Annotated in this window: 18 protein-coding genes; 12 read left to right on the top strand and 6 right to left on the bottom strand. The window is 72.9% G+C overall.

The annotated features are described in order from the left end of the window. Positions 1-247: 247 nt before the first annotated feature. Positions 248-3103 (top strand): DEAD/DEAH box helicase, encoded by a 2856-nt coding sequence (locus PUR71_RS21400; protein ID WP_329928736.1) that lies wholly within the window; start codon positions 248-250, stop codon positions 3101-3103. A 77-nt stretch (positions 3104-3180) separates the two neighbouring features. Here PUR71_RS21400 and PUR71_RS21405 read toward each other — a convergent pair whose 3' ends face one another. The 3 genes from PUR71_RS21405 to PUR71_RS21415 all read right to left on the bottom strand — a co-directional run bounded on the left by PUR71_RS21405 (position 3181) and on the right by PUR71_RS21415 (position 6245). Then, a complete protein-coding gene (locus PUR71_RS21405; protein WP_329928737.1) occupies positions 3181-4083 on the bottom strand; it encodes a 5'-3' exonuclease in 903 nt (300 codons plus the stop codon). 76 nt (positions 4084-4159) lie between these two features. Further along, the gene (locus PUR71_RS21410; RefSeq protein ID WP_329928683.1) at positions 4160-5209 is read right to left on the bottom strand and encodes a cation diffusion facilitator family transporter; all 1050 of its coding nucleotides are present in this window, start codon (positions 5207-5209) and stop codon (positions 4160-4162) included. Between the two features lie 307 nt (positions 5210-5516). Next, complete coding sequence (locus PUR71_RS21415; protein WP_329928684.1) at positions 5517-6245, bottom strand: gamma-glutamyl-gamma-aminobutyrate hydrolase family protein; 729 nt, start codon at positions 6243-6245, stop codon at positions 5517-5519. 158 nt (positions 6246-6403) lie between these two features. Here PUR71_RS21415 and PUR71_RS21420 point away from each other — a divergent pair, with 158 nt between their 5' ends. The 3 genes from PUR71_RS21420 (at position 6404) to PUR71_RS21430 (ending at position 9921) form a co-directional block, all read left to right on the top strand. Next, on the top strand, positions 6404-7789 hold the full coding sequence (locus PUR71_RS21420) for a glutamine synthetase family protein (RefSeq protein ID WP_329928685.1): 1386 nt from the start codon (positions 6404-6406) through the stop codon (positions 7787-7789). Positions 7790-7794: 5 nt separating this feature from the next. Further along, positions 7795-8604 carry a 3-oxoacyl-ACP reductase gene (locus PUR71_RS21425; protein WP_329928686.1) on the top strand — a complete coding sequence of 270 codons (810 nt, stop codon included), beginning with the start codon at positions 7795-7797 and terminating at the stop codon, positions 8602-8604. A 144-nt stretch (positions 8605-8748) separates the two neighbouring features. Continuing rightward, a complete protein-coding gene (locus PUR71_RS21430; RefSeq protein ID WP_329928687.1) occupies positions 8749-9921 on the top strand; it encodes a DUF2510 domain-containing protein in 1173 nt (390 codons plus the stop codon). Positions 9922-10108: 187 nt separating this feature from the next. Here PUR71_RS21430 and PUR71_RS21435 read toward each other — a convergent pair whose 3' ends face one another. After that, positions 10109-11032: a lytic polysaccharide monooxygenase auxiliary activity family 9 protein gene (locus tag PUR71_RS21435; RefSeq protein ID WP_329928688.1), complete on the bottom strand. Its 924-nt coding sequence runs from the start codon at positions 11030-11032 to the stop codon at positions 10109-10111. Positions 11033-11495: 463 nt separating this feature from the next. Continuing rightward, positions 11496-12716, bottom strand: coding sequence for an amino acid deaminase/aldolase (locus PUR71_RS21440; protein WP_329928689.1), 1221 nt, complete (start codon positions 12714-12716; stop codon positions 11496-11498). A 91-nt stretch (positions 12717-12807) separates the two neighbouring features. On the opposite strand from PUR71_RS21440, the gene PUR71_RS21445 reads away from it, so the two are divergent. Next, positions 12808-13581 (top strand): SseB family protein, encoded by a 774-nt coding sequence (locus tag PUR71_RS21445; RefSeq protein ID WP_329928690.1) that lies wholly within the window; start codon positions 12808-12810, stop codon positions 13579-13581. A 54-nt stretch (positions 13582-13635) separates the two neighbouring features. Here the strand turns inward: PUR71_RS21445 and PUR71_RS21450 are convergent, their stop codons facing one another. Further along, positions 13636-14013 carry a DUF1844 domain-containing protein gene (locus tag PUR71_RS21450; RefSeq protein ID WP_329928691.1) on the bottom strand — a complete coding sequence of 126 codons (378 nt, stop codon included), beginning with the start codon at positions 14011-14013 and terminating at the stop codon, positions 13636-13638. A 526-nt stretch (positions 14014-14539) separates the two neighbouring features. Between PUR71_RS21450 and infC the strand changes: the two genes are divergently transcribed. The 7 genes from infC (at position 14540) to pheT (ending at position 22250) form a co-directional block, all read left to right on the top strand. Next, complete coding sequence (gene infC, locus PUR71_RS21455) at positions 14540-15274, top strand: translation initiation factor IF-3 (protein ID WP_329928738.1); 735 nt, start codon at positions 14540-14542, stop codon at positions 15272-15274. A gap of 141 nt (positions 15275-15415) precedes the next feature. Next, positions 15416-15610 (top strand): 50S ribosomal protein L35, encoded by a 195-nt coding sequence (rpmI, locus tag PUR71_RS21460; protein ID WP_030286227.1) that lies wholly within the window; start codon positions 15416-15418, stop codon positions 15608-15610. Between the two features lie 109 nt (positions 15611-15719). Continuing rightward, positions 15720-16115 carry a 50S ribosomal protein L20 gene (gene rplT, locus PUR71_RS21465; RefSeq protein ID WP_030055649.1) on the top strand — a complete coding sequence of 132 codons (396 nt, stop codon included), beginning with the start codon at positions 15720-15722 and terminating at the stop codon, positions 16113-16115. 186 nt (positions 16116-16301) lie between these two features. Next, complete coding sequence (locus tag PUR71_RS21470; protein WP_329928692.1) at positions 16302-17168, top strand: TrmH family RNA methyltransferase; 867 nt, start codon at positions 16302-16304, stop codon at positions 17166-17168. A 107-nt stretch (positions 17169-17275) separates the two neighbouring features. After that, positions 17276-18379 (top strand): sensor histidine kinase, encoded by a 1104-nt coding sequence (locus tag PUR71_RS21475; protein ID WP_329928693.1) that lies wholly within the window; start codon positions 17276-17278, stop codon positions 18377-18379. Positions 18380-18627: 248 nt separating this feature from the next. Next, positions 18628-19749 carry a phenylalanine--tRNA ligase subunit alpha gene (gene pheS / locus PUR71_RS21480; protein WP_329928694.1) on the top strand — a complete coding sequence of 374 codons (1122 nt, stop codon included), beginning with the start codon at positions 18628-18630 and terminating at the stop codon, positions 19747-19749. Beyond that, entirely contained in the window at positions 19749-22250 is a 2502-nt protein-coding gene (gene pheT / locus PUR71_RS21485) for a phenylalanine--tRNA ligase subunit beta (RefSeq protein ID WP_329928695.1), read from the top strand. The genes pheS and pheT overlap by 1 nt, the downstream gene beginning before the upstream one ends. Positions 22251-22320 lie beyond the last annotated feature (70 nt).

Raw genomic sequence — 22320 nt, forward strand, 5'->3', positions numbered from 1 at the left:
TGTCTCCGCTGTGTGTCTCCGGTGCGTGTCCCCGGTGCGGTCGAAGGTAGGGAGGACGGGCCGCTCTCCACCGGGATTGACCGGAGTCGTCCGAAGCTGGCCCGGATCCGATCACTTGAAGACATTTGCAACTATGGATCTGAGGGAGAACTGATCCGGTCCCGGAAAAAACGGTGCTATCGATGTCAGTCCACCCGGGTAACCTCTCGCTGAGATGCGAGATCACACCAACCCCACCCGGACGGCGATGAACACCCCCGAGCCCGAGCCCCACGACGACCGGGAGCTCAGCCCCGCCGAGGCGTACGCGGCCAGTCGCCGCCGGGCCGCGGAGCAGGCGACGGCCCTCCACGGCTTCCAGCAGCTGTACGACTTCCCGCTGGACGACTTCCAGGTCGAGGCCTGCCGGGCCCTGGAAGCGGGCGAGGGCGTCCTCGTCGCCGCCCCCACCGGCTCCGGGAAGACGATCGTCGGCGAGTTCGCCGTGCACCTGGCCCTGGCCGCCGGCCGCAAGTGCTTCTACACGACGCCGATCAAGGCGCTGTCCAACCAGAAGTACGGCGACCTGGTCAAGCGCTACGGCGCCGCCAAGGTCGGCCTGCTCACCGGCGACAACACCGTCAACGGCGACGCGCCCGTGGTGGTCATGACCACCGAGGTGCTGCGCAACATGCTCTACGCGGGCTCCAGCACCCTCGACGGCCTCGGCTACGTCGTCATGGACGAGGTCCACTACCTCGCCGACCGCTTCCGCGGTGCCGTCTGGGAGGAGGTCATCATCCACCTCCCCGAGTCGGTCACCCTCGTCTCGCTCTCCGCGACCGTCTCCAACGCCGAGGAGTTCGGCGACTGGCTGGACACCGTCCGCGGCGGCACCAGGGTGATCGTCTCCGAGCACCGGCCCGTCCCGCTGTGGCAGCACGTCATGGCCGGCAACCGGATGTACGACCTGTTCGCCAGCCCGGACCGCGACGGCCGCCCCAAGCACAGCCTCAAGAACCCCGGCAAGGCGGTCAACCCCGAGCTCGTCCGGCTCGCCCGCGCCGAGCTCGACCGCAACCCGCGCGACCGCTTCGGCCGCGGCCGGGGCCGCTCCATGCCCAACGGCCGCCCCGGCCGGGTCTGGACGCCGGGCCGCGTCGACGTCATCGACCGGCTCGACGCCGAGGGCCTGCTGCCCGCGATCACCTTCATCTTCAGCCGGGCCGGCTGCGAGGCCGCCGTCCAGCAGTGCCTCAGCTCCGGGCTGCGGCTCAACAAGGACTCCGACCGCGCCCAGGTCCGCGCCATCGTCGAGGAGCGCTGCGCCGACATCCCCGACGAGGACCTGCACGTCCTCGGCTACTTCGAGTGGCTGGACGGGCTGGAGCGCGGCATCGCCGCCCACCACGCCGGGATGCTGCCCCGGTTCAAGGAGGTCGTCGAGGAGCTGTTCGTGAAGGGCCTCGTCAAGGCCGTCTTCGCGACCGAGACCCTCGCCCTCGGCATCAACATGCCCGCCCGCTCGGTGGTCATGGAGAAGCTCGTCAAGTGGAACGGCGAGACCCACGCCGACATCACCCCCGGCGAGTACACCCAGCTCACCGGCCGCGCCGGGCGCCGCGGCATCGACGTCGAGGGCCACGCCGTCGTGCTCTGGCAGCGCGGCCTCGACCCGGAGGCGCTGGCCGGCCTGGCCGGCACCCGCACCTATCCGCTCAAGTCCTCGTTCCGGCCGTCCTACAACATGGCCGTCAACCTGGTCTCCCAGTTCGGCCGGCACCGCTCGCGCGAGCTGCTGGAGACGTCCTTCGCGCAGTTCCAGGCGGACCGCTCGGTCGTCGGCATCGCCCGCCAGGTGCAGCGCAACGAGGAGGGCCTGGACGGCTACCGCGCGTCGATGACCTGCCACCTCGGCGACTTCGACGAGTACATGGAGCTGCGCCGAAAGCTCAAGGACCGCGAGAACGAGCTCGCCCGCGAGGGCACCAGCCAACGCCGCGCCGCCGCCGTCGAGTCGATCGAGCAGCTCAAGCCGGGCGACGTCATCCACGTGCCCACCGGCAAGTTCGCCGGCCTCGCCCTGGTCCTCGACCCGGGCCTGCCGCCGGTCGACCGCTCCGGCCGCGGCGCGCCGCGCCACCCGGACTTCCAGGACGGGCCGCGCCCGGTCGTGCTGACCGCCGAGCGGCAGGTCAAGCGGCTCGCCATGATCGACTTCCCGTACCCGGTGGTCGCGATCGAGCGGGTGCGCATTCCGAAGTCCTTCAACCCGCGCAGCCCGCAGTCCCGCCGCGACCTCGCCTCCGCGCTGCGCACCAAGGCCGGCCACCTCGAGCCCGAGCGCTTCCGGCGCGGGCGCGCCGCCGCCGCGGACGACCCCGAGATCACCCGGCTGCGCGCCGTCCTGCGCCAGCACCCCTGCCACGGCTGCGACGAGCGCGAGGACCACGCCCGCTGGGCCGAGCGCTACCACCGGCTGCACCGCGACACCGAGCTGCTGGAACGCAAGATGCGCTCCCGCACGCACACCATCGCCCGCACCTTCGACCGCGTCTGCGCACTGCTCACCGACCTCGGCTACCTGAGCGGCGACACCGTCACCGACGACGGCAAGCGACTGGGCCGGCTCTACGGCGAGCTCGACCTGCTCGCCTCCGAGTGCATCCGCGAGGGCGTGTGGAGCGGCCTGGCCGCCGCCGAACTCGCCGCCTGCGCCTCGGCGCTGGTCTACGAGTCCCGCCAGGCCGACGACGCCGGCGCCCCCCGGGTGCCGGAGGGCGCGGCCAAGGAGGCGCTCGGCAAGATGGTCCGCATCTGGGGCCACCTGGACGCCCTGGAGGAGCAGCACCGGATCAACACCGCCGAGGGCGTCGGCCAGCGCGAACCCGACCTGGGCTTCGCCTGGGTCGCCTACCGCTGGGCGCTCGGCCACAGCCTCGACCAGGTCCTGCGCGACGCCGAGATGCCGGCCGGCGACTTCGTCCGCTGGACCAAGCAGCTGATCGACGTCCTCGGCCAGATCCAGGACGCCGCCGGCGAAGACGCCGACCTGCGCAAGACCGCCCGCAAGGCCGTCGACGGCCTCCGCCGCGGCATCATCGCCTACTCCTCGGTGGGCTGAGGGCGCCGCCGGGCGTCAACGCGAAAGCCGCACGGGCTCCGGCCCGTGCGGCTTTCGCGTGTCCGGGGCCTTTCGGCTCAGCGCGTGGCGAGGGCTTCCAGGACGCGGTCCAGGGAGGTGCCGAGGCCCCAGCGGGTGGAGAGTTCTTCGAGGGTCATGGGGTCGAGGGGCTCGTGGGGGAGGACCGGGTCGAAGAGGGGGAGGGGGGCGTCGTCGGCGACTCGGACGACTTTGGGGGCGACGTCGAGGTAGGCGGCACTCTCGACGATGTTGCGGCGGCGGGCGGGGGTGAGCCTCGAGGCGACGTCCAGGGCGGCGGCGCGGATGGCGGGGAGGTCGCCGTACTCGTTGATGAGCTGGGCGGCGGTCTTCTCGCCGATGCCCTTGACGCCCGGCAGGCCGTCGGAGGGGTCGCCGCGCAGGGCGGCCATGTCGGCGTACTGGGCGCCGCGCACGCCGTACTTCTCCAGGAGCAGCGCGTCGTCCGTCACCTGCAGGTTGCCCATGCCCTTGACGGGGTAGAGGACGGTGATCGCGCGGGCGTCGTCGACGAGCTGGAACAGGTCCCGGTCGCCGGTGACGATCTGCACCGGGCCGGTGGCCTTGGCGGTGAGGGTGCCGATGACGTCGTCCGCCTCGTAACCGGGGGAGCCGACGCGGGCGATGCCGAGCGCGTCCAGCACCTGCTCGATCACCGGGACCTGCGGGGCGAGGGTGTCGGGCACCTCCTCCTCGCCGTCCTCGGCGGCCTCGGCGACGCGGTGGGTCTTGTACGAGGGCACGAGGTCCACCCGCCACTGCGGGCGCCAGTCGGCGTCCATGCAGGCGACCAAATGGTCGGGCCGGTGGTCGTTGACCAGCCGGGCGATGAAGTCCAGCAGGCCGCGGACGGCGTTGACCGGCTCGCCCTGCGGCGAGCGCAGGGTGTCCGGTACGCCGAAGTACGCCCGGAAGTACAGGCTGGCGGAGTCGAGCAGCATCAGTCGCGGTGCGGTCACGCCTCAGATCATGCCGCACGGGGCCGACGGACCGCTGGTTTCCGCGGAGCGCCGGTCGTCAGTGCTCGTGCGGTCCGGCGCGGTGCACCGGGCCGTGCGCGTCGGCGCAGTGCTCGGCCGACAGGTCCCCCGGGGCGGCGATCTGCAGCAGCGCGCCCGCCTCGTCCTCGCCGACGTGGTCGACCTGGAGCGTGCTGTGGGTGATCCCGTACTCGGTGGCGAGCCGGCGCTGGAGCTCGCGCCGCACGGCGTGGCAGTCCCCGCCGGGGGTGACCAGGATGTGCGCGGACAGCGCGGGCTGGCCGGAGGTGATCTCCCAGATGTGCAGGTCGTGGATCTCCTCGACCAGCGGTTCGGTGACCATCCGGTCGGCGACGGCATCCGGATCGATGCCGGCCGGGGCGGCCTCCAGGAAGATCCGTCCGGAGTCCCGGACCAGGCCGATGCCCGCCTTGAGCATCAGGGCGACGACGATCAGCGAGGCGATCGCGTCGGCCCGGGCGAAGCCGGTGGTCAGGATGACGAGGCCGGCGACGGCGGTGGCGATGAACGCGTACAGGTCGGTGAGGACGTGCTGGAAGGCGCCCTCGACGTTGAGCGAGCTGCGGTTGGCCTTCGACATGCACCAGGTGGCCGCGAGGTTGACGACGATGCCGATCAGCGCGGTGACCAGCACCAGCGAGCCGGTGACGGCCGGCGGTTCGATCAGCCGGGTGACGGCCTCGTAGCCCAGCCACGCGGACAGGACCAGCAGGGTGACGCCGTTGGCCTGGGCGGAGAGGATCTCGGCGCGCTTGAGGCCGTAGGTGTAGCCGCCGCGGGCCGGGCGGGCGGCGAGCCGCATCGCGACCAGCGCGAGGACGATCGACGCGGCGTCGGTGAGCATGTGCGCGGCGTCGGAGATCAGGGCCAGCGACTGCGCCGCGAAGCCGACCACGACCTCGCCGGCCATGAAGACGACGATCAGGGCGAGGGCGCTGACCAACCAGCGGCGGTCGGCGTCGGCGGAGACGCCGTGCGAGTGGCCGCTGTGACCTCCGTGACCGTGGCCGTGCTGGTGGCTGTGGTCATGCGCATGCTCATCGTGGGAATGCTCGTGCCCGGCCATCGAAGTCCTCTCTGGACGCACGGGTGGGAAGGGGCGCGGCGCGATCGCCCCGCACCGGAAGTGAACCGCAGAATCGACAAAGATCCAAAGGTTGTACTGGTGACCGTTGTCGTTCCCGCCGGCGCACCCCTCGATCGGTCCTCCGCGTTGCCCTCGGCGTGGGCCCTGCTCACTCCTTCGGGCCTCGACGGCGTCCACCCGTCCCCGGCGCCCGACCGACCGACGCGTCCCCGTGCCCGGGATCCCGGGCGCGGGGACGCGGGCGCGGGGACGCGGCCAAAGCGGCGGCACGGCAGGCGGGTTGCCGCTACGCGAGGACGACGGCGTCCAACTGCGCGGCGGTCGCCGCCCGGACGAGCGCCCGCATCACCCGCAGGTCGTCCCCCTGCTCCGGGTGCCACTGCACCCCCAGCGTGAACCCCGGCCCCTCCACCGCCTCCACCGTCCCGTCCGGTGCGTGCGCCGAGACCCGCAGGCCGGACCCGACCCGGTCCACCGCCTGGTGGTGGAAGGTCGGCACCTCCAGCTCGCTCTCCGGCAGCAGCCCGCCCAGCAGCGTCCCCGGCACCGGCCGCACCAGGTGCGTCCCGTACGTGCCGGGCGAGCCGTTGTGCACGTCCACGTCGACGACGTCCGGCAGGTGCTGGATCAGCGTCCCCCCGCACACGACGTTGAGCACCTGCATGCCGCGGCAGATCCCCAGCAGCGGCATGCCCGCCGCGAGCGCGCCGCGCAGCAGGGCGACCTCCCACGCGTCCCGCTCCGGCGAGTCGACCTCGGTAAGGGGGTGCGCCATCGCGCCGTAGTACGCCGGGTCGATGTCCGGCCCGCCGGCGATGACGAGGGCGTCCAGCCGCGCGAGGACGTCGGGCGCGCGTTCCGGGGCGTCCGGCGGGAGGAGCACGGCGATGCCGCCGGAGTCCTGGACGTAGGCGGTGTACCGCTCGGGCACGAGTGCCACCCGACGGCCCCGCCAGTCGCTCCAACTCGCGTCCGCCACGTAGGTGCTGACGCCGATGAAAGGCCTGCGATCCATGGCGCGCATTCTGCACCCGTCACGTCCTTTCCCACGTCAACCACGGATCCCGGCGCGCCACACCCACCCGCCCTCTTCCGCCCCGCGAGCCCCAGGCCGTACGGTTCGCTGTGACCGCCTGATCTCGAAGAGTGACCGAGGAGAAGGGTTCCGTCGCCATGTCCGAGAACGCCGCCGCAGGCGGGCCGCCGCGGGCCCCGCTCACGCTGGACGAACTGCGCACCCTGGTGGACGCCGGCCAGGTGCACACCGTCGCCCTCGCCTTCACCGACATGCAGGGGCGCCTGCAGGGCAAGCGGTTCGCCGCCCGGTTCTTCCTCGACGAGGTCGTCGAGAACGGCGCCGAGGCCTGCGACTACCTGCTGGCCGTCGACGTCGACCTCAACACCGTCGACGGCTACGCCTTCTCCTCCTGGGCGACCGGCTACGGCGACTTCGCGATGCGCCCCGACCTCGCCACGCTGCGCCTGACGCCGTGGCAGCCCGGCACCGCCCAGGTCACCGCCGACCTGGCCCGGCACGGCGGCCATCCGGTGGACGCGGCGCCCCGCCAACTGCTGCGCCGCCAGATCGCGCGCCTGGCCGAGCACGGGCTGGCCGCCGACATCGGCACGGAGCTGGAGTTCCTGGTCTTCCGGGACACCTACGAGCAGGCCTGGCTGGGCGGCTACCGCGGCCTGACCCCGGCGAACCTGTACAACGTCGACTACTCGATGCTCGGCACGGCCCGGGTCGAGCCGCTCCTGTCGCGCATCCGCAACGAGATGGCGGCCGCGGGCCTGACCGTCGAGTCGGCGAAGGGCGAGTGCAACCTCGGCCAGCACGAGATCGCCTTCCGCTACGCCGACGCCCTCACCACCTGCGACCAGCACAGCGTCTACAAGACCGGCGCGAAGGAGATCGCCGCCCAACTGGGCTGCGCGCTCACCTTCATGGCCAAGTACGACGAGCGCGAGGGCAACAGCTGCCACATCCACCTGTCGCTGCGCGACGCCGTCGGCGCGCCCGCGTTCGCGGACCGGGACGGCCGGATGACCGACACGATGCGGCACTTCCTGGCCGGCCAGCTCGTCGCGCTGCGCGAGTTCAGCCTCCTGTACGCGCCGAACATCAACTCGTACAAGCGCTACCGCCCCGGCTCGTTCGCGCCGACGGCGGTGGCCTGGGGCCGGGACAACCGCACCTGCGCCTACCGGGTGGTCGGCCACGGCCCCGGACTGCGGATGGAGAACCGGGTGCCCGGCGGGGACGTCAACCCGTACCTCGCGGTGGCCGGGATGATCGCGGCCGGCCTGCACGGCGTCCAGCAGAAGCTGGACCTGCCCGCGCCGTGCCTGGGCAACGCGTACGCCGTCGAGGAGTACGCCCGGGTGCCCGGCTCGCTGCGCGAGGCCGCCGACCTGTGGGCCGGCAGCGAGCTCGCCCGGACGGCCTTCGGCGACGACGTGGTGGAGCACTACCTGACCATGGCCCGGGTCGAGCAGTCCGCGTACGACGGCGCCGTGACCGACTGGGAGCGCTACCGCTCCTTCGAACGGATGTGAGGCCGATGACCGGCAAGGGCCCTGGGCGCCAGGACGGCGAGGCCGTGGTCTGCCGCCGCCTGGTCGGCCGCACCGCCGTGGTCACCGGCGCGGGCAGCGGCATCGGCCTGGCCGCCGCGCGCCGCCTGGCCGCCGAGGGCGCGAAGGTGGTGTGCGCGGACCTCGACGAGGCGACGGGGAAGGCCGCGGCGAAGGAGGTCGGCGGCCTGTTCGTGCACACCGACGTCACCGACCCGTACATGGTCGAGGCGCTGTTCGACGAGGCCTACGAGACGTGCGGCAGTGTCGACGTGGCCTTCAACAACGCGGGCGTCTCGCCGCCGGAGGACGACTCGATCCTGACCACCGGCCTGGAGGCGTGGCGGCGGGTCCAGGAGGTCAACCTGACCTCCGTCTACCTGTGCTGCAGGGCGGCGCTGCCGTACATGCGCCGGCACGGGCGCGGCTCGATCATCAACACCGCGAGCTTCGTGGCCCGGATGGGCGCGGCGACCTCGCAGATCTCCTACACCGCATCCAAGGGCGCGGTGCTCGCGATGTCCCGCGAGCTGGGCGTGCAGTTCGCGCGGGAAGGGATCCGGGTGAACGCGCTGTCGCCGGGGCCGGTGGACACCCCGTTGCTGCGGGAGCTGTTCGCGCAGGACCCCGAGCGGGCTGCGCGGCGCCTGGTGCACATCCCGCTGGGCCGGTTCGCCCGGCCGGAGGAGATCGCGGCGGCGGTGGCGTTCCTGGCCAGTGACGACTCGTCGTTCATCACCGCGAGCGAGTTCCTGGTCGACGGCGGCATCTCCGGGGCGTACGTCACACCGCTGTAGGCCGGGCCGCCGGGCCGCCCGCGGCCGCTCCAGGGTCACGGCGGGGTCGCCCGGGGTGCTTCTCACCGTAATTTCATCCGGGAGCACGGGAATTCGCGCTTGTGCTGATTTCGCGTTTATCCGGCTGCCTTTACATTCTTTGGTGTGAGTGAGCAGATTCCTGCCGGGTGGTACCCGGACCCCAAGGACACCAGCAGCGACCCGAGACCGCAGCGCTGGTGGGACGGCAAGGGCTGGACGGCCAGCACCCGGCCCGCGCCCTCGGACGCGCCGACGCCGGAACCCCCGGCCGCCGACGCCCCGGGGCCGGGGACGGCCGAAGAGCCCACGGTGGCCGGCGGGCCGACGGTGCTGGAGGGCGAGGTGCTGGAGAACGGGACGGTCCGCTACCCGGAGCCGCCGCCCTTCGCCACCGCGTACGGCGCCGCCGTGCCGCCGCCCGCCAAGGCCCGGCGCAAGCCCTCCAAGCTGGTCGTCGCGACCGTCGTGGCGGCGCTGGTCGGCCTGGGCGTCGGTTCGGGGGTGACGTACCTCGCGATGGACGGCCACGGCGAGCGCACGCACCGCGTGGCCAAACCGCAGGCCGCGCCGTGGGAGAACGGCCCGTGGAAGGACTTCCCCGGCCTCGGCGGCGGCTCCGGCGGCAACGGCGGCAACGGGGGCTCCGGCGGCAGCGGCAAGGGTGGCAGCGGCGGCAACGGGTCCGGCGGCTCCGGCGGCAACGGCAAGACCCGCCCGGGTGCCGGCGGCGCGATCGACCTGATCAACCGGATCACCCTGCCCGTCCCGTCCGGCTGGGACGCGGGCAACACCCGCGACGGCTTCGCGTCGATGAGCGTCGGCACGTACGCGTGCCCCGGCGGCGGCACCGGCACCTGCACCCTCGGCGGCGTGAACACCGGCCACATCGACGGCGCCACCGACGTCCAGGCGGCAGCGAAGAACGACATCACCCAGGCCGCCAAGGAAGCCTACGGCGACATCACCGGTCACCAGGAGCTCAAGTCCGAGGCCGTCACCGTCAACGGCAAGAGCGGATACCTCGTCCGCTGGAAGGTCGACGCGCCCACCGGCAACAACGGCTACGTGCAGACCGTGGTCTTCCCCTCCGCCGACGGCACCGGCCTGGTCTCCGTCCACTTCGGCTTCGACATCGCCGACAAGGCGCCGGACCCCTCGGTGATGGACACCATCGTCAAGGGCATCGGCGACTACAAGGGCAAGCTGCCCTCGATCCCGCTGCCCGGCGGCGGCGCGGGCGGCTCCGGCAGCACCGGCGGCTCCGGAGACCCGGGCACCGGCGGCACCACCACCTGAGCGGCGACGAGTGCTCACGCACAGCGGCGGCCCACCCGGAACCTCCCGGGTGGGCCGCCGTCGTTCCCCGGCTGCTCGTTGCTCACGTGCTCAGGCGTTCGGGTGTTCGGGTGTTCGGCGTTCGGGTGCTCACGCGGGGAGCCGGACCGGACGGGGGTGGGCCGGTCCGGCCCCGCATCCGGCGCCCTCAGGAATCGCGTCGAACAGCCTCGACACGACGGCGCCGGAGCACCATGCCGGCCCAGCCGACGCCGATCGCCGCCGCGCCGGCGAGCAGCAGCGGACCGGTGGCCGACGAGCCGACGGCCGCGGAAGCGGTCGGCACCACGATCCCGGCCGGGGAGTTGGGGTCGCCGCCATGGCCGTGGTGGGCGACCGTGGACTTCGGTGCGTCCGCGGCGATCTGCGCGTCGCTCGGCGCGGCCGGAGCCTGCGCCGCGGGCGCGGACACCGGCGCGCCGCCCGCGACGGCAGGCTTGCCGAAGTCGACGTCCGAGCAGCTGTAGAACGCCTCCGGGCTGTCGCTGCGCTGCCAGATCATGTACAGCAGCTGACGGCCGGTGCGCTGCGGCAGCGTGCCCGGGTAGGTGTAGTACCCGTTGGTGGCGGTGCGGTCGACCTGCACCTGGGCCACCGGCGTCGGGTCGAGGTCGGACCACTTGAGGGGCTTGGTGGGGTCGTAGCCCTGCTTGGTGATGTAGACGGTCTGGGTGCCGACGTGCGGCGCGGTCGTGCGGAACTGGAAGGTGAACGCGCCCGCGCTGACGGCCGTGGCCGGCCAGTCGGTGCGCGGCCAGTCCAGTGCCTGGTACTTGTCGCGGTTGGCCGAGCAGAGCTTGCCGTCCGGGATCAGCGCCTGGTGGTTGCCGTTGGCGTTGGCGATGTTGACCTCGTTCCAGTCGTAGAGCGGCTGGGTGCCGCTCGCCGCGACGAGGTCCTTGCAGACCTGGGAGACGGGGTGCTCGGGGCCTTCGGCGTAGCAGGCCGCGACCCGGCTGACGGGACCGGTCATCGTGCCGTGGGCGCTGGCGGTGCCGGCGGTTGCCGCCGCCGCGGCGAGGACCGCGGCGGCGACGGCGCCGACGGACAGGGCACTTCGCTTGATGGACATGGGGTGGGGACTCCTCGACCGTCGTTCCGGGCGGGTGTGGGGGAGCGGACACGCCTGCCCGTCGGGAGCCGCGGCCCGGATCGCGGACCCCCGGGCAGAGCGTAGGATTGGTCTGGACCAGATGGCAATAGCCCTGCGTCATACGGTTATTGACGGACTGTATGGCTCCGAGCAGTGCAAAGGCCCGACGGGACACCGGGGTTAGGTGTTCCATCGGGCCTGCTTAAGGCTGCGGAAAGGTCAGGGATTGATCCCCTTGACGTCGCGGGCCATGATCAGCATGCCGCCACCGGTGTCCACGTGCCCGCTCACGTGGTTGTAGGTCGAGCCGGCCGCCTGCTCGGGCCGCTTCGGAGCGACGAAGCGCCCGACGTCACCATCTGCTGTACGATCTCGGCTTCCATGGCGCCCCCTGCGTGGCTCGTCGTGTCGCCACCACCGTAGGGCAAAGCCGGACGAAGCGTCAGAGGAACGTCTTCCCCTCACCCCGGTAGGTCGGGACGGTGCGGACGACCCGGTCGCCCTCGATCAGGTGCAGCTCGGCGAAGCGTTCGCACAGTTCGCCCGCCTTGGCGTGCCGGAACCAGACCCGGTCGCCGATCAGCAGGTCGTCCGCGGCTGCGCCGATGAGCGGCGTCTGGACCTCGCCAGCGCCCTCCGTCGGGTCGTAGCGCAGCCCCTCGGGCAGGTACGGCACCGGCGAGCGGTCCGGGCCGGCCGGGCCGGAGGCGGGGTAGCCGCCGCCGAGCACCGTCACCACGCCGAGGCCGGGTCGACGGACGACCGGCTGGCCGAACAGCGCGGCCGGACGGCCGTGGAACGCGCGGTAGTTGTCGAAGAGCCTGGGCAGGTACAGCCCGGAGCCGGCCGCCACCTCCGTGACGGCGCGCTCGGCCACCGTGGTCTCCACGCTGCCGGTGCCGCCGCCGTTGACGAACTCCAGCTCGGCGACCTGCCGCAGGCGCCGGACGACGGCCGCGCGCCGCTGGGCCAGTTCGGTCCTGGCCTTCGCCTGCATGGCGCGGATCAGCAGCGAGCGCACCGGGCGCCCGGGCACGAGGTCCCCCACCCCGGCGACGTGCCCCTCGTACGCCATCAGCCCGACGACCTTGAAGCCCCGGCGACGCTGGACGAGTTCGGCGAAGGCGCCGAGGTCCTCGGGGGTGCGCAGCGGAGAGCGGCGGGCGCCGACCCGGACCCGGCCGCCGAGCAGGTGCAGCGAGGTGTCGAGCTCCAGGCAGACCCGGACCTCGGCGTCGCCGGCGCGGGCCTTGTCGATCAGGTCGAGCTGGGCGGGGTCGTCGAGGACGACGGTGATCTCGCGCGCGAGCTCGGGGTCGGCGGTCAGCGCGGCGAAGCCGTCGCGGTCGGCGGAGGGGTAGGCGAGCAGGACGTCCCGCAGGCCGGTGCGGGCGAGCCAGAGCGACTCGTCGAGGGTGAAGCTCATCACCCCGGCGAAGCCGTCGGTGGCGAGCGCGCGTTCCAGCAGGGCGCGGCAGCGCAGCGACTTGCTGGCGACCCGGACCGGCTTGCCGCCGGCGCGGCGCACGAGGTCGGCGGCGTTGGCGTCGAAGGCGGCGAGGTCGACGACGGCGACCGGCCCGTCCAGGTGTGCGGTGGCGCGGTCGTACCGGGCGCGGTCGGAGACCGGGGTGGCGCTGGGAGCGGGTTCGAGCATCACCATGCGCGCAGGCTGCCACACCCGGCTACCCGTGGGTAGGGGGCGCGTGCGGATTTGTGCGGTTCCCGGGACGGGGTGGCATAGGGTCGGCCGGGTGGACCGCAAAGACTTCTCCAACCCGGCGTTCGTCGGCAAGAGCATCCCGAACCCCGGCTTCGGCGACGACGACGGCACGGCGGACGCGGCGCTGACCGCGGCGCTCGCCCGCTGGTCGCAGGACCGCTCGGCCGAGCCCGAGGTGCTGACGGCGCTCACCCCGACCCGGCTGATGGTCCCGATCGTCGCCCTGCTCGGCGAGGTCGAGGTGGACGAGCACGGGCACAAGCACGACAAGACCAGCGACATGGCGGTGCCGGTGCTGGAGGCCCCGGACGGGCGCCGCGCGCTGCCGGCCTTCACCTCGTTGGAGACGCTCGCCCGCTGGCGCGCCGACGCCCGCCCGGCGCCGGTGGCGGCCCCGCAGGCGGCGATGGTCGCGTACTCCGAGAAGGCCGACACCCTGCTGATCGACCCGGCCGGCCCGGTGCCGTACCAGCTGACCGGCGCCCGCCTGCGCGCGCTCGCCGAGAACCGGCCGTACCTGCCGCCGCTGCGCGACCCCGAGGTGCGTGAGGCGGTGCGGGCGCTGCTGGCGGACCAGCCACAGGTGGTGTCCGGGCTGCTGGGGCCGGGCGAGGGCTCGGACGGGGTGCTCGCGGTGGTGTTCGACCCGGAGCTGGACCAGGCGGGCGTGCAGGCGGCGGCCCAGCAGGTCGGCCGCGCGGTGGCGGCGGACCCGGTGCTGCGCGTCCGGCTCGACCGCGGCCTGGACCTGGCGGTGCTGCCGGCGAGCGCGCAGCTGCCGGGCGAGCCGCTGTACCGGCGCTGAAACGATCGAGGGGCACCTACCGACGTTGGTAGGTGCCCCTCATCGATCACGGGGTCAGGAGTAGACCGGCCCCGTGAACTTCTCGCCCGGACCGGCGCCCGGCGCGTCCGGCACGATGGAGGCCTCGCGGAAGGCCAGCTGGAGCGAGCGCAGGCCGTCGCGCAGCGGGGCGGCGTGGAAGTTGCTGATCTCCGGGGCGCCCGCGGTGACCAGCCCGGCGAGCGCGGTGATCAGCTTGCGGGCCTCGTCGAGGTCCTTGTCCTTGTCGCCGCCCTCGGCGAGGCCGCACTTGACGGCGGCCGCGCTCATCAGGTGCACGGCGACGGTGGTGATCACCTCGACGGCGGGGACCTCGGCGATGTCCCGGGTCAGGTCGTCGAAGCCGATCGCGTCGTCGTCCGCGCCGGGGTTCTGGGTGGGCTCGCTGCTCAAGGGGGGCTCGTTCCGTCGTGCCGGTGTCCGTGTACACCTGGAGCGTACAAGGGCTCCGGAAGGCGCCGAAAAGTGCGGTGCGCGCGCGGAAAAACGCGGAAAAACGCGGAAACACTGGGCCGCGCCGGGGCGGAATGGCGTTCGATCCTCCGGCGCTGTATGCTTCGAGACTGACCGGCCGGGATCCCGCATGGGCACCTGGCCAGCAAGTGGAGGCTCCACTCGTGGAGGCCCGAGAGGGCAACCGCGAAAGTCTCCCACCTGATCGGCCTCGCGGTCGACGGGTCCCGGTCCGCGACGGGCGCCACGGCGCCGAGTCGCCGCAGCGCCCCTCACCGGGTGCCGCCCCCGGAATGCGTGGAGCCCCGCTTGTACCGAGCGGGGCTTTTTTCGTGTCGCGGGTGCGACGGTGCCGAGCAGGTGCCGGGCAGCGCAGCACGAATGAAGCCCCGCCCAGTGGTCGAGTCCACTACGTGCGACCGCCGTCCGACGGCCGCATCGCAGAAGGTGCAACCTAGGAGGCCCCATCAGCACCGAGCCCCGCATCAACGACCGGATTCGCGTCCCGGAGGTGCGACTCGTCGGTCCCAGCGGCGAGCAGGTCGGCATCGTGCCGCTTGCCAAGGCGCTGGAGCTCGCGCAGGAGTACGACCTCGACCTGGTCGAGGTCGCGGCGACCGCCCGGCCGCCGGTGTGCAAGCTCATGGACTACGGCAAGTTCAAGTACGAGTCGGCCATGAAGGCCCGTGAGGCGCGCAAGAACCAGGCGCACACGGTCATCAAGGAGATGAAGCTCCGGCCGAAGATCGACCCGCACGACTATGACACCAAGAAGGGTCACGTCGTTCGGTTCCTCAAGCAGGGCGACAAGGTCAAGATCACGATCATGTTCCGCGGTCGTGAGCAGTCCCGCCCCGAGCTGGGCTTCCGCCTGCTGCAGCGGCTCGCCGACGACGTCCAGGACCTGGGCTTCGTCGAGTCCTCGCCGAAGCAGGACGGCCGGAACATGATCATGGTTCTTGGTCCGCACAAGAAGAAGACCGAGGCGATGGCCGAGGCCCGCGCCCTCGCGGACGCCCGCAAGGCCGAGCGGCTGGGCCGGACCTCCGGTTCCGACGCCGCCGCCGCGGACGAGGACGCCGTGGACGAGGACGCCGCGCTCGAGGCCGAGAACGCCGCTGCCGAGGCGGAGGCCGTCGAGGCCGACGTCGAGGACGGCGCCGAGGTCGAGCAGCCGGCCGAGGCCTCCCAGGACGCCTGAGCCTTCACGGCCAGGGCGCCCGGGAGACCGGCCCCCATGGTGACGGGGCGCCCCGCCCGGTCACCGCAGATCCATCCAGTTCACGCCCGCGTGGCGCACACCGCGCGGGCGTGGACGGGACTGACGAGGAGATACGGCGAAATGCCGAAGCAGAAGACGCACAGTGGCGCCAGCAAGCGCTTCAAGATCAGTGGCTCTGGCAAGGTGCTGCGCGAGCGCGCCGGCCGCCGCCACCTCCTGGAGCACAAGCCCTCGACGCTGACCCGCAAGCTGGCCGGGACCGTCGAGATGGCCCCCGCTGACGCCAAGAAGATCAAGAAGCTTCTCGGCAAGTGATCGCCCTCCCGCCCGGCGCGAGCCGTGTGCGGGGCAGCTGATCCTTCCCGACCCATTCGAATGACGGACCGCGTGAAGTAGTCCGTGGTCCAACCCAAGGAGTAATCAAGTGGCACGCGTCAAGCGGGCAGTCAACGCCCACAAGAAGCGCCGGGTCATCCTGGAGCGCGCCAGCGGCTACCGTGGCCAGCGCTCGCGCCTGTACCGCAAGGCCAAGGAGCAGGTCACCCACTCGCTGGTCTACAACTTCAACGACCGCAAGAAGCGCAAGGGCGACTTCCGTCAGCTGTGGATCCAGCGCATCAACGCTGCGGCCCGTGCCAACGGCATCACCTACAACCGCTTCGTGCAGGGCCTGAAGGCCGCCAGCGTCGAGATCGACCGCAAGATGCTGGCCGACCTGGCCGTCAACGACCCGGGTGCGTTCGCCTCCCTGGTCGAGGTCGCCCAGAAGGCGCTGCCGGCCGACGTGAACGCCCCGAAGGCCGCCGCCGACGCCGCCTGATCCTCCTGGATCGGTTGAGCTCCGACCGGACCCGCAGGCTCGCCTGCGGGTCCGGTTCTGCGTTTTCCCCGTTCCGCGGCGCCCGCGTCCCCCGGAGCTCCGTCCTTCAGCGCCCCTCCCTCAGCGCCCCTCCCTCAGCGCCCCGTCCCTCAGCGTCCCCGTCACAGAGCCCCAGAGAACGAGACCATGCCGAGCACCGACACCCCCCTGCTGACCTCCCTGCGCTCGCCGCGCGTCGTCGCCGCCCGCCGGCTCGCCAAGCGGAACCAGCGCACCAAGGAGCGCCGCTTCCTGGCCGAGGGCCCGCAGGCCGTCCGGGAGGCCGTGGCGTACGGCCGGCTGCCGGGTTCGGGCGAGCACGCGGTGGTCGAGGTCTACGCCACCCCCGAGGCCGCCGAGCGGCACGCGGAGATCGTGCGGTCCGCCCTGGACGAGGGGCTGGCGGTGCTGACCGCGACCGACGAGGTGATCGCGGAGATCTGCGACACGGTGACCCCCCAGGGCATCGTCGCGCTGTGCCGCTTCATCGACACCCCGTTCGCCGACGTCCTGGCGGCCCGCCCGAAGCTCGTCGCGATCCTCGCCCACGTGCGCGACCCCGGGAACGCCGGCACCGTGCTGCGCACCGCCGACGCGGCCGGCGCGGACGCCGTGGTGCTCACCGACGCCTCGGTGGACCTGTACAACCCGAAGGCCGTCCGGGCCTCCGTCGGCAGCCTGTTCCACCTGCCGGTCGCCGTGGGCGTGCCGGTCGAGGAGGCGGTCGGGCAGCTGCGCGCGGCCGGGATCCGGGTGCTGGCCGCCGACGGCGCGGGGGAGCGGGACCTCGACCAGGAGCTCGACGAGGGCACCCTGGGCGCACCCGGCGCATGGGTGTTCGGCAACGAGGCGTGGGGGCTTCCGGAGGAGACCCGCGCGCTCACCGACGAGGTCGTGCGCGTCCCGATCCACGGACACGCCGAGAGCCTCAACCTGGCCACCGCCGCGGCCGTCTGCCTCTACGCCTCGGCCCGGGCGCAACGCGGGCCCGGCGGCTGTCGCTCGAACGGCTGACGGCACCCGCACGATCCACCCGCCAGGCCCTACTACCGGGGGCATGGAGGCGCTAGGGTCTGCCTCGGTGGGGGGAACGGCACGGTGGGTAATCGGGGAGGACACCCATGGTCGGCAACGGGCCCGAGCTCGACCCGGACGACCTACCGGACGGCCTGGTGGTCGCCGACGCGCTCGGCCGGGTGGTCCGCTTCAACCGGGCCGCGGCCCGGATCACCGGCGTGCCCCCGGAGGCCGCGCTCGGCAGCGCCCTGGACGACGTCCTCCCGCTGGAGGACCTGGACGGGCGCCGCTGGTGGCAGCTGACCGACCCGTACGGCGGCCTCGCGATCCGCACCGGCCAGCCCGAGCGCAACCTGCTGCTGCCCGGCGGCCGGGAGGTGCTGGTCTCCGCCCGCTACGTGCGGGCCGCGCCGCTGGGGCCCCTGGAGCGCCTGGTGATCGCCCTGCGGGGCACCGAGGACCGGCGGCGCACCGAGCGCAGCCACGCCGAGCTGATCGCCACCGTCGCGCACGAGCTGCGCTCGCCGCTGACCAGCGTCAAGGGCTTCACGGCGACGCTGCTGGCCAAGTGGGAGCGGTTCACCGACGGGCAGAAGCGGCTGATGCTGGAAACCGTCGACGCGGACGCGGACCGGGTCACCCGGCTGATCGCCGAGCTGCTGGACATCTCGCGGATCGACGCGGGCCGGCTGGAGCTGCGCAAGCAGGTCGTCGACGTGGCCGGGGCGGTGCGCCGGCACGTCGAGCGCAAGGTCGCCACCGGCATCCCCGAGGAGCGCTTCGACGTCCGGATCACCGAGCCGCTGACCGTGCTGTGGGCGGACCCGGACAAGGTCGACCAGGTGCTCGCCAACCTGCTGGAAAATGCGGTGCGGCACGGCGAGGGAACTGTCACGATCGAGGTGGCACCGGCCAAGGAGGTCGTCGAGGCGCCCGTCTGGGAGCGCTCCGGCACCCCGCCCCGCATCGTGGAAGGCACAGCGGTCACCGTGAGCGACGAAGGCAGCGGCATCCCCGAGGAGTCGATGCCGCGCGTCTTCACCCGCTTCTGGCGCGGCTCCAAGCGCGGCGGCACCGGGCTCGGCCTCTACATCGTCAAGGGCATCGTGGAGGCCCACGGCGGCTCGATCCGCGTCGACCGCGCGCCCGGCGGTGGCGCCCGGTTCCGATTTATCCTGCCCGCCGGGGTGCCCGACTTCATGCTCTGAAGGAGCATGGACGACCAGCAGAGCATGCTGTGGCCGGGTCCGGACGGGCTTGACGGCAGCCGCGCTACGCGCTGCGACTACACTCGACCTTTGGCGTTGTGGGACGCCCTGCGCGGCCGTGCCGCGGACACCCCTCCTTCCCGTCGTGCGGAGAAGCGGCTGCCCGTGCCCCGGCCACACCGGGCGTAGCGCAGAGGCGAGCCACCCTTACCTGAGCACGGACGAGCAGGAGCACGGGAAAGATAGAGATGTCGGCACCCAACAAGTCGTACGACCCGGTCGAGGTCGAGGCCCTCAAGCCCGAGGTGGTGGAGCAGGCGCGGGACGAGGCCGTCGCCGCCTTCGCCGCCGCCACCACGCTCGACGAGCTGAAGCAGGCCAAGGTCGCCCACACCGGCGACCGCTCCGCGCTCTCCCTCGCCAACCGCGAGATCGGCGCCCTGCCCCCGCACGCCAAGGCCGCCGCCGGCAAGCTGATCGGCCAGGCCCGCGGCGCGGTCAACCAGGCCCTCGCCAAGCGGCAGGCCGAGCTGGAGGCGGAGCGCGACGCCCGCGTGCTGGTCGAGGAGGCGGTGGACGTCACGCTGCCCTACGACCGCACTCCGCGTGGCGCCCGCCACCCGCTGACCACGCTGGCCGAGCGCATCGAGGACACCTTCGTCGCGATGGGCTACCAGGTCGCCGAGGGCCCCGAGGTCGAGGCCGAGTGGCTCAACTTCGACGCCCTCAACCTGGGCCCGGACCACCCGGCCCGCTCGATGCAGGACACCTTCTTCGTCCAGGCTCCGGACGGCTCCGCCGACTCCGGCGTGGTGCTGCGCACCCAGACCTCCCCGGTCCAGGCCCGCACGATGCTCGACCGCGAGCCCCCCGTCTACGTCGTGTGCCCGGGTCGCGTGTACCGCACGGACGAGCTGGACGCCACCCACACCCCGGTCTTCCGCCAGGTCGAGGGCCTCGCGGTGGACGAGGGCATCACCTTCGCCGACCTCAAGGGCACCATCGAGGTGCTGGTCGAGAAGCTGATCGGCACCGGCCTCGAACTGCGCTGGCGCCCCTCGTACTTCCCGTTCACCGAGCCGAGCGCCGAGATCGACCTGCAGTGCTTCGTGTGCCGCGGCGAGAGCGTCGGCAACCCGGACCGCCCGTGCCGCACCTGCTCCTCCGAGGGCTGGATCGAGCTCGGCGGCTGCGGCGTGGTCAACCCGCGCGTGCTGGTGGCCTGCGGCGTCGACCCGAACCGCTACAGCGGGTTCGCCTTCGGCCTGGGCCTGGAGCGGATCCTGATGAATCGTCACAACGTCGCCGACATGCGCGACATGGTCGAGGGTGACGTGCGCTTCACCCTCCCGTTCGGGATGGAGATCTGATGCGCGTCCCGCTTTCCTGGCTGCGCGAGTACGTCGACCTGCCGGCCGGCGAGACCGGTCGCGACGTCGCCGAGCGCCTGGTCCGGGCCGGCCTGGAGGTCGAGACCGTCGAGCAGCTCGGCGGCGACCTCAAGGGTCCGCTGGTGGTCGGCGAGGTGCTCTCCATCGAGGAGCTGTCCGGCTTCAAGAAGCCGATCCGGCACTGCTTCGTCAACGTCGGCGACGCCAACGGCACCGGCGAGCCGCAGGAGATCGTCTGCGGCGCGACCAACTTCGCGGTCGGCGACAAGGTCGTCGTCGTGCTCCCGGGCGCCGTGCTGCCCGGCCCGTTCCCGATCGCGGCCCGCCAGACCTACGGCCACACCTCGGCCGGCATGATCTGTTCCACCCGCGAGCTCGGCATGGGCGACGACCACGGCGGCATCCTCGTGCTCCCGCCGGAGTACGAGCCCGGCACCGACGCGATCGAGCTGCTCCAGCTCGTCGACGAGGTGCTCGACATCGCCGTCACCCCGGACCGCGGCTACTGCCTGTCCATGCGCGGGGTGGCCCGCGAGGCCGCCGCCGCGTACGGGCTGCCGCTGGCCGACCCGGCGCTGCTCGACGTGCCGCCGGCGAACTCCTTCGGCTACCTGGTCAAGGTCAACGACCCGGCCGGCTGCGACCGCTTCGTGGCCCGCACGGTCGTCGGCGTGGACCCGAACGCCAAGTCCCCGATCTGGCTGCAGCGCCGGCTCCAGAAGGCCGGCATCCGCCCGATCTCGCTGACCGTCGACATCACCAACTACGTGATGCTGGAGGTCGGCCAGCCGCTGCACGCCTACGACAAGCAGCGCGTGGACGGCCCGATCACGGTCCGCCGGGCGGCGGAGGGCGAGACCCTCACCACCCTGGACGGCGTCAAGCGGGAGCTCGCCGCCGAGGACCTGCTGATCTGCGACAACAGCGGCCCGATCGGCCTGGCCGGCGTCATGGGCGGCGCCTCCACCGAGATCCTCGACCCGGCCGCCGGTCCGGGCACCACCGAGGTGATCATCGAGGCCGCGCACTTCGACCCGGTCGCCATCGCCCGCTCCGCCAAGCGGCACAAGCTGCCCTCGGAGGCGTCCAAGCGCTTCGAGCGCGGCGTCGACCCGGAGGCCGCCCGCGCCGCCGCGCAGCGCGCCGTCGACCTGCTGGTCCTGATCGCCGGCGGCACCGCCGAGGCCGGGGTCACCGACATCGCGGCGCCGCACCCGGTGCGCACCATCACCATCGCCGCGGACCTGCCCGACCGCGTCGCCGGCACCGCGTACGGCCGCGAGACCGTCACCCGGCGCCTGCAGGAGATCGGCTGCTCGGTCGCGGGCGCGGACGTCCTGGAGGTCACCCCGCCGACCTGGCGCCCCGACCTCACCGACCCGTACGACCTCGCGGAGGAGGTCATCCGGCTGGAGGGCTACGACAACGTTCCCGCCCGGATGCCCAACGTGCCGCCGGGCAAGGGCCTGACCGAGGCCCAGCGCGTCCACCGCCGGATCGGCGTCGCGCTGGCCGGGGCCGGCTACGTCGAGGTCAACAACTACCCGTTCCTCGGCGAGCCCGCCTTCGAGGCGCTCGGCCTGGAGGCGGACGACCGCCGCCGCCGGACCGTCAAGCTGGTCAACCCGCTCAACGACGAGGAGCCGGCGCTGCGCACCACGCTGCTGCCGGGCCTGCTCGGGGCGCTGCGCCGCAACATCGGCCGGGGCAACACCGACCTGGCGATCTTCGAGACCGGCACCGTGTTCCTGCCGAAGGACGAGCTGACCGTGGCCCCGCGCCCGGCCGTCGACCGGCGCCCGAGCGACGAGGAACTGGCCGCGCTGGACGCCGCGCTGCCGGACCAGCCGCGCCGGGTCGCCGTCGCCCTCGCCGGCGAGCGGATGCCCTCCGGCTGGTGGGGCGCCGGCGCCCAGGCCTCGTGGGCGGACGCCGTCGAGGCGGCCCGCACGGTGGCCCGCGCGGCCGGCGTCGAGCTGACCGTGCGCCAGGGCCAGCTGGCCCCCTGGCACCCCGGCCGCTGCGCCGAGCTCGTCGTCGCGGGAACCGACCGCGTCGTCGGCCACGCCGGGGAGCTGCACCCGCGCGTCGTCAAGGCGCTCGGCCTGCCGGCCCGCACGGCGGCGATGGAGATCGACATCGACCTGCTCACCGCCGACGGCGCCGAGAAGGTCAACGGCCCGGCCGTCTCCGGCTTCCCGGTGGCCACCCAGGACGTCGCGCTGATCGTCGACACGGCCGTCCCGGCCGCCGACGTGGAGGCCGCGCTGCGCTCGGGCGCGGGCGAACTGCTGGAGGCCATCCGGCTGTTCGACGTCTTCACCGGCGAGCAGGTCGGCGAGGGCAAGAAGTCGCTGGCCTACGCGCTGCGCTTCCGCGCCGCCGACCGCACCCTGACCGCCGACGAGGCCACCGCCGCCCGCGAGGCCGCGGTCGCCGAGGCCGTCACCCGTACGGGAGCGGTGCTGCGCGGGGCCTGATCCCGTAGCACCCGAGAGGGCCCCACACTGCCGCGAGGCGGGGTGGGGCCCTCTCGCGTTGTCCGGCTCG

Origin of the sequence: Streptomyces sp. SP17BM10, assembly GCF_036322405.1 — a bacterium.
GTDB lineage: Bacteria > Actinomycetota > Actinomycetes > Streptomycetales > Streptomycetaceae > Kitasatospora.